We start from the raw sequence: 5,747 nt of genomic DNA, 5'->3' as shown, positions 1-5,747 counted from the left end.
GTTACGACGTCGTGCGCGAGGCCGGCGCGGTGCGCCGGCATATCGGCTACGTGCCGCAAATGCTGTCGGCCGATCCGGACCTGACCGGCTTCGAGAACCTGCTGATCTTCGCCAAGCTGTACCGGGTGCCGGCGGCGCAGCGGCGCGAGCGCATCCGCGAGGCGCTCGACTTCATGGGCCTGACCGAGGCCGCCGCGGTGCTGGTGCGCCACTACTCCGGCGGCATGATCCGGCGGCTCGAAATCGCCCAGTCGCTGGTCAATCGCCCCGAGGTGCTGTTCCTCGACGAGCCGACCGTGGGCCTGGACCCGACCGCCCGGCACGCCGTCTGGACGCACGTGCAGGCACTGTGGCAACGCTGGGGCACGACCATCTTCATGACCACGCACTACATGGAGGAAGCCGAGGCGCTGTGCCACGCAGTCGCTTTCGTGCACCACGGGCGCATCGTCAGGAGCGGCCCGCCGGAGGAACTCAAAGCCCAGCTCGGCGCCGCCACGCTGGACGAGGTGTTCATCGCCCTCACCGGCGGGGCGCCGGACGAGGGCGGCTCGTATGCCGGCGCCGTGCAGACGCGGCAGGCGGCCCGGCGCCATGGTTAAGCCACCGCTCGGCCTGGCCGATCACCTCGCCCAGACCCTGGCCATCGCCGAGGCCGAGCTGCGCAAACTGCGGCACGACCCGGTCGAGCTGCTGACGCGCGTGGTGCAGCCGATCCTGTGGCTGCTGATGTTCGGTCAGGTGATGGGCCGGGCCAACGCCATCCCGACCGGCGGCCTGCCGTATGTCGACTTTCTCGCCCCCGGCATCCTGGCCCAGAGCGTCGTGTTCATCGCCATTTTCTATGGGCTGTCGGCCATCTGGGAGCGCGACGCCGGCGTGCTGACCAAATACCTGGTCAGCCCCGCGCCGCGCTGGGCGCTGGTGCTCGGCAAGGCGCTTGGCAGCGGCATCCGCAGCCTGTCGCAGGCCGCCGTCATCTTCACGCTGACGGCGCTGCTGGGCGTGCATCTGCGCTTCAACCCGGCGACCATCGTCGCCTTGCTGGGTTTCGCGGTGCTGGGCTCGGCGGTGTTCTCGACCTTCTCGCTGATCGTCGCCTGCCTGGTCAAGACGCGCGAGCGCTTCATGGGCATCGGCCAGCTGCTCACCATGCCTTTTTTCTTTGCCAGCAACGCCATTTACCCGCTGGCGCTGATGCCGCCCTGGCTGGCCGCGGTGGCGCGTTTCAATCCCCTCACTTATCTGGTCGATGCGCTGCGGGCGCTGATGCTGGTCGGCGCACACAGCGTGTTCGGCCTGGGGCTGGACCTGGCCGTACTGGTGCTGTTTCTGGCGCTGCTGGTGCTGATCGCCGCCCGCCTTTACCCCACCATCCTGCGCTGAGAGCTTGTGAATTTTTCAAGCTCCGAGGCCGGCCAGGGATGGCCGGACGCGAAGCGAGCCCGTAAGGGCTTGATTCGCGGGAGCCCGTCCGGGCATGTACCGGACGGGCAACGCAAGCAATGCGCAGGACGCGCATTTCTTCACAAACCGTGAGGCCGCCGCTCGCCGCTGCGAGCGGCGCCGGGGCGACCGAAGTCCCGCGTTACAATCAACCGATTCCACAGCTCGACGGCACCGGCCCGATCGGCCCCGGGCGCAGCCTGATCGACCCACCACCGCGCATGTCCGAAACCCCCGCTTTCCGCCTCAAAGGCAGCCTCGTCACCTTGACCGTGCTCAAACCGCTCGGCACGGACCTGGCCGCCATCGACAGCGGCCTGGCGGCGCGGGTGGCGCAGGCGCCGGCGCTGTTCGACCGCGCGCCGCTGCTGATCGATCTCACCGATCTTGCGCACGCCGCGGCGCTGGACCTGCCGGGCCTGCGCGCGCTGACTGCCCGCCTCGGCTTCGTGCCGGTGGCGGTGCGCGGCGGCGGCGAGGCGGTGGCCAGCCAGGCGGCGGCGCTCGGCCTGGGCGTGATCGGCGAAGGCCGGGTGCCGGTCGACCCCGAAGCCGCCTCGCCGGCGGTGCCGGACGAGCCGCCGCCGAGCGCGGCGCAGGCCGGCCAAGCGGCGACCACCCCGCCCGCCGCACCAACCACGCGTCTGGTCACCCAGCCGGTGCGCTCCGGCCAGCAGGTGTACTCGCGCGGTGACCTGATCGTGCTGGCGCCGGTCAGCCCGGGCGCCGAGCTGCTGGCCGAAGGCCACATCCATGTCTACGGGCCGCTGCGCGGGCGGGCGCTGGCCGGCCTGCGCGGCGACACCGGCGCGCGCATTTACTGCCGCGCGCTCGAGGCCGAGCTGATCGCCGTGGCCGGCTGTTTTCAGGTGGCGGACGACATCGACCCCGCGCTGCGCGGGCAGCCGGCGCAGGTCTACCTCGACGGCGAAGACCTGGTCACCGCCGCGCTGTAGCAAATACTGAAAAATGCCGTCCCTGGATTTTTCAGCTCGCTGCGGCGCGGTACACGCCCGCCCTCGAACAGAAGCGTTGAATAAATCAGCGCTTCGTTAGCGACATCACCCTGCACACGAGGACCATCCCTTGGCACGCATCATCGTCACCACCTCCGGCAAGGGCGGGGTGGGCAAAACCACCACCAGCGCCGCCTTCGGCACCGGCCTGGCGCTGCGCGGGCACCGGACCGTGCTGATCGATTTCGACGTCGGCCTGCGCAACCTCGACCTCATCATGGGTGTCGAGCGGCGCGTGGTGTACGACTTCGTGAACGTCATCCACGGCGAGGCGCAGCTGAATCAGGCGCTGATCCGCGACAAGCGCGTCGAGGGCCTGGCCATCCTGGCCGCCTCGCAGACGCGCGACAAGGACGCGTTGACGCTCGAGGGCGTCGGGCGCGTGCTCGACGAGCTGGCCAAAGAATTCGACTACATCCTGTGCGACTCGCCGGCCGGCATCGAAAAAGGCGCGCACCTGGCCATGTATTTCGCCGACGAGGCGCTGGTGGTGACCAACCCCGAGGTGTCGTCGGTGCGCGACTCGGACCGCATCCTGGGCCTGTTGTCCAGCAAGACGCGCGCCGCCGAACAGGGCGGCCGGGTGCGCGAGCATCTGGTGGTGACGCGCTACTCGCCCAAACGGGTCGGCAAGGGCGAGATGCTGAGCCTGGATGACATCGGCGAGATTCTGGGCATCCCGCTGCTGGGCGTGATTCCGGAGTCGCCGGCCGTGCTGGCGGCGTCGAACGCCGGCACGCCGGTGATCCTGGAGCAGACCAGCGACGCCGCGCAGGCTTACGCCGACACGGTGGCGCGGTTCCTGGGCGAGGACAAGCCGCTGCGCTTCGTCACGGAAGAACGCGGCCTGCTGCGGCGACTGTTCGGAGGGCGCGCATGAGGATCATCGAATTTCTGCGCAGCGGGCGCAAAAACACCGCCTCGGTGGCCAAGGAGCGCCTGCAGATCGTGGTTGCCCACCAGCGGCGCGAGCAGTCGCGGCCGCCCTACTTCGCCAACCTGCAGCGCGACCTGCTGGAGGTGGTGCGCCGCTACGTGACGGTGGACGACAGCGCCGTCACGGTGGACGTCGACCACCAGGGCGACTGCGACATCCTGGAACTGAACATCACCCTGCCGGATCAGCCCACGGCCGGCGTGCGCGGCTGAGCGCGCCTTCAGCCGTCTTCGGCCAGCGCCGGCAGGCCGAAGGCGGCCTTGAGCCAGCGCGCCACGTGATCGGCGATCGGCCCCTGCGCCGCCGCGGTGGGGTGGATGCCGTCGTCCTGGAACATGGCCGGGTCGCCGGCGATCGGCTCGAGCAGGAAATCCAGCAGCGGCACGCCGGCCTCGGCGGCGACTTTTTCGTACAGCGCGTGGAACTGGCGCGTGTAGATGGGGCCAAAGTTCGGCGGAATCTGCATGCCGATCAGGCCCACCCGCGCGCCGGCCGCCTGCGCGGCGGCGATCATGGCGCGCAGGTTGTCGGCGGTGGCATCCAGCGGCTGACCGCGCAGGGCGTCGTTGGCGCCGAGCTCGATCAGCACCAGCACCGGCCGCTCGCCTTCCAGCAGCGCCGGCAGGCGCGCGCGACCACCGGCGCTGGTGTCACCACTGATAGATGCGTTCACCAGCCGCCAGGCCGGTGAGCGCTGCGCCAGGCGCGCGGCCAGCAGCGCCGGCCAGGCAGCGCCGGCCGGCAGGCCATAACCGGCCGACAGGCTGTCGCCGAGCACCAGGATGGTGCCGGCCGGCAGCGGTGGCGCCGCCCGCGAACAGCCAGCCAACACCAGGAGCAACACGCAGGTGATACGCGCCCAGAACGTCGCCAAGTGGGTGTCCTCGCCACAGGGAAGGCTGGACATCCTACAGCCGCTCGACCTTGCCATCGCCGACGGCGAGCACTGCGCCATCGTCGGGCCATCCGGCAGCGGCAAGACCACGCTGCTGGCGCTGCTGGCGGGACTGGACCTGCCCAGCGCCGGGCGGCTGTGGCTGGCCGGTGAGGAGCTGACCGCGCTCGACGAGGACGCCCGCGCGGCGCTGCGCCGCCAGCACGTCGGCTTCGTGTTCCAGAACTTCCAGCTGCTCGACACCCTGACCGCGCTCGACAACGTGGCGTTGCCGCTCGAGCTGCGCGGCGACCGCGACGCCCGCGCCCGGGCGCGCGACATGCTGGCGCGCGTCGGTCTCGCCGAGCGCGCCCACCACTACTCGCCCACCCTGTCCGGGGGCGAGCAGCAGCGCGTGGCGCTGGCGCGCGCCTTCGTCGGCCGCCCGCAGGTGCTGTTCGCCGACGAACCCACCGGCAGCCTCGACCGCGCCAGCGCGCAGGCGGTGCAGGCGCTGATGTTCGAGCTGAACCGCGCCGCCGGCACCACGCTGGTGATCGTCACCCACGACGAGGCGCTCGCCGCGCATGCCGACCGCCGGCTGCAGCTGACGGCCGGGAGGCTGACCGATGCGGCCTGAGCTGCGCGTCGCCGGGCGCATGCTGCGCGGCGAGCTGCGCCGGCCGGACCCGCTGCTGTGGGCCATGCTGCTGGCGGTCGCCATCGGCGTGGCGGCGCTTGGCAGCGTGAGCGGCTTTGCGCAGCGCGTGCAGGCGGCCATCGATGCACGCGCCGCCACGCTGCTCGGCGGCTCGGTGCGCGTCGCCGCCGAGCGCGACCTGCGCCCGCTGGCGCAAAGCCTGCCGCCGGCGCTGCGGCCGGCATCGGTGACCGTCGAGCTGCCCACCATGGCCGCCGCCGGCGAGCGTTTGCGCCTGGTGGAGCTCAAAGCCGTGGACGACGCCTACCCGCTGCTCGGCGAGCTCGTCATCGAAGGCCAGGGTGCGCGCCGCGCGCCGGCGCCCGGCACGGTGTGGGTGGAGCCGGTACTGCTGGCGCAGCTTGGCATCGGCGTCGGCGACCGCATCGAGCTCGGCTATGCCGCGTTCAGCGTGGCCGGCGTGATCGCCACCGAGCCGGACCGCGTGGCCGGCGCCTTCAGCATCGGCCCGCGGGTGCTGATGAACCTCGCCGACCTGCCGGCCACGCGCCTGGTGTCGGACCAAAGCCGGGTACGCAGCCGCCTGCTGTACGCGCCGCCGGCCGACCAAATACAGCGACAGGTCAAGGCGCTGCGCGCCGCCCTGCCGGCGTACCTCAAGGTGCAGACCGCCGACGAGGGTCTGGACCAGACCCGTGAGATTACCCGCCAGGCGGCCGATTTCCTGCGCCTGGTGGCGCTGTCCGGCGTGGTGCTGGCGGCCGCGGCGGTGGTGCTGGCGGCCGCCAATTTGACCGAAAAACGCCTGCCGGC

Annotated in this window: 8 protein-coding genes; 7 read left to right on the top strand and 1 reads right to left on the bottom strand. The window is 71.2% G+C overall.

The annotated features are described in order from the left end of the window. The 5 genes from PHC73_RS10910 to minE all read left to right on the top strand — a co-directional run. The coding region (locus PHC73_RS10910) for an ATP-binding cassette domain-containing protein (RefSeq protein ID WP_300127945.1) at positions 1-602 on the top strand (602 nt) is incomplete at its 5' end. Further along, positions 595-1,386, top strand: a complete 792-nt coding sequence (locus tag PHC73_RS10905) for an ABC transporter permease (RefSeq protein WP_300127942.1) — start codon at positions 595-597, stop codon at positions 1,384-1,386. The genes PHC73_RS10910 and PHC73_RS10905, both read left to right, overlap by 8 nt. Before the next feature lie 119 nt (positions 1,387-1,505). After that, entirely contained in the window at positions 1,506-2,402 is an 897-nt protein-coding gene (gene minC / locus PHC73_RS10900; protein ID WP_300127939.1) for a septum site-determining protein MinC, read from the top strand. A gap of 130 nt (positions 2,403-2,532) precedes the next feature. Continuing rightward, complete coding sequence (minD, locus tag PHC73_RS10895; RefSeq protein WP_300127936.1) at positions 2,533-3,342, top strand: septum site-determining protein MinD; 810 nt, start codon at positions 2,533-2,535, stop codon at positions 3,340-3,342. Then, positions 3,339-3,611, top strand: a complete 273-nt coding sequence (minE, locus tag PHC73_RS10890) for a cell division topological specificity factor MinE (RefSeq protein WP_300127935.1) — start codon at positions 3,339-3,341, stop codon at positions 3,609-3,611. Before minD ends, minE begins: the two co-directional genes overlap by 4 nt. Before the next feature lie 8 nt (positions 3,612-3,619). Here the strand turns inward: minE and PHC73_RS10885 are convergent, their stop codons facing one another. Further along, positions 3,620-4,273 (bottom strand): arylesterase, encoded by a 654-nt coding sequence (locus PHC73_RS10885; RefSeq protein ID WP_300127932.1) that lies wholly within the window; start codon positions 4,271-4,273, stop codon positions 3,620-3,622. On the opposite strand from PHC73_RS10885, the gene PHC73_RS10880 reads away from it, so the two are divergent. Both PHC73_RS10880 and PHC73_RS10875 read left to right on the top strand, forming a co-directional pair. After that, positions 4,248-4,913: an ABC transporter ATP-binding protein gene (locus tag PHC73_RS10880; RefSeq protein WP_300127929.1), complete on the top strand. Its 666-nt coding sequence runs from the start codon at positions 4,248-4,250 to the stop codon at positions 4,911-4,913. The genes PHC73_RS10885 and PHC73_RS10880 overlap by 26 nt on opposite strands. Then, positions 4,903-5,747, top strand: an 845-nt coding sequence (locus tag PHC73_RS10875) for an ABC transporter permease (protein ID WP_300127926.1), incomplete at its 3' end; no start/stop codon positions are given. The genes PHC73_RS10880 and PHC73_RS10875, both read left to right, overlap by 11 nt.

This window comes from Immundisolibacter sp. (assembly GCF_028696615.1).
Lineage (GTDB): Bacteria > Pseudomonadota > Gammaproteobacteria > Immundisolibacterales > Immundisolibacteraceae > Immundisolibacter.
The sequence above is the reverse complement of the archived record's forward strand: the minus strand, read 5'-3'. Positions and strand labels throughout refer to the sequence as shown.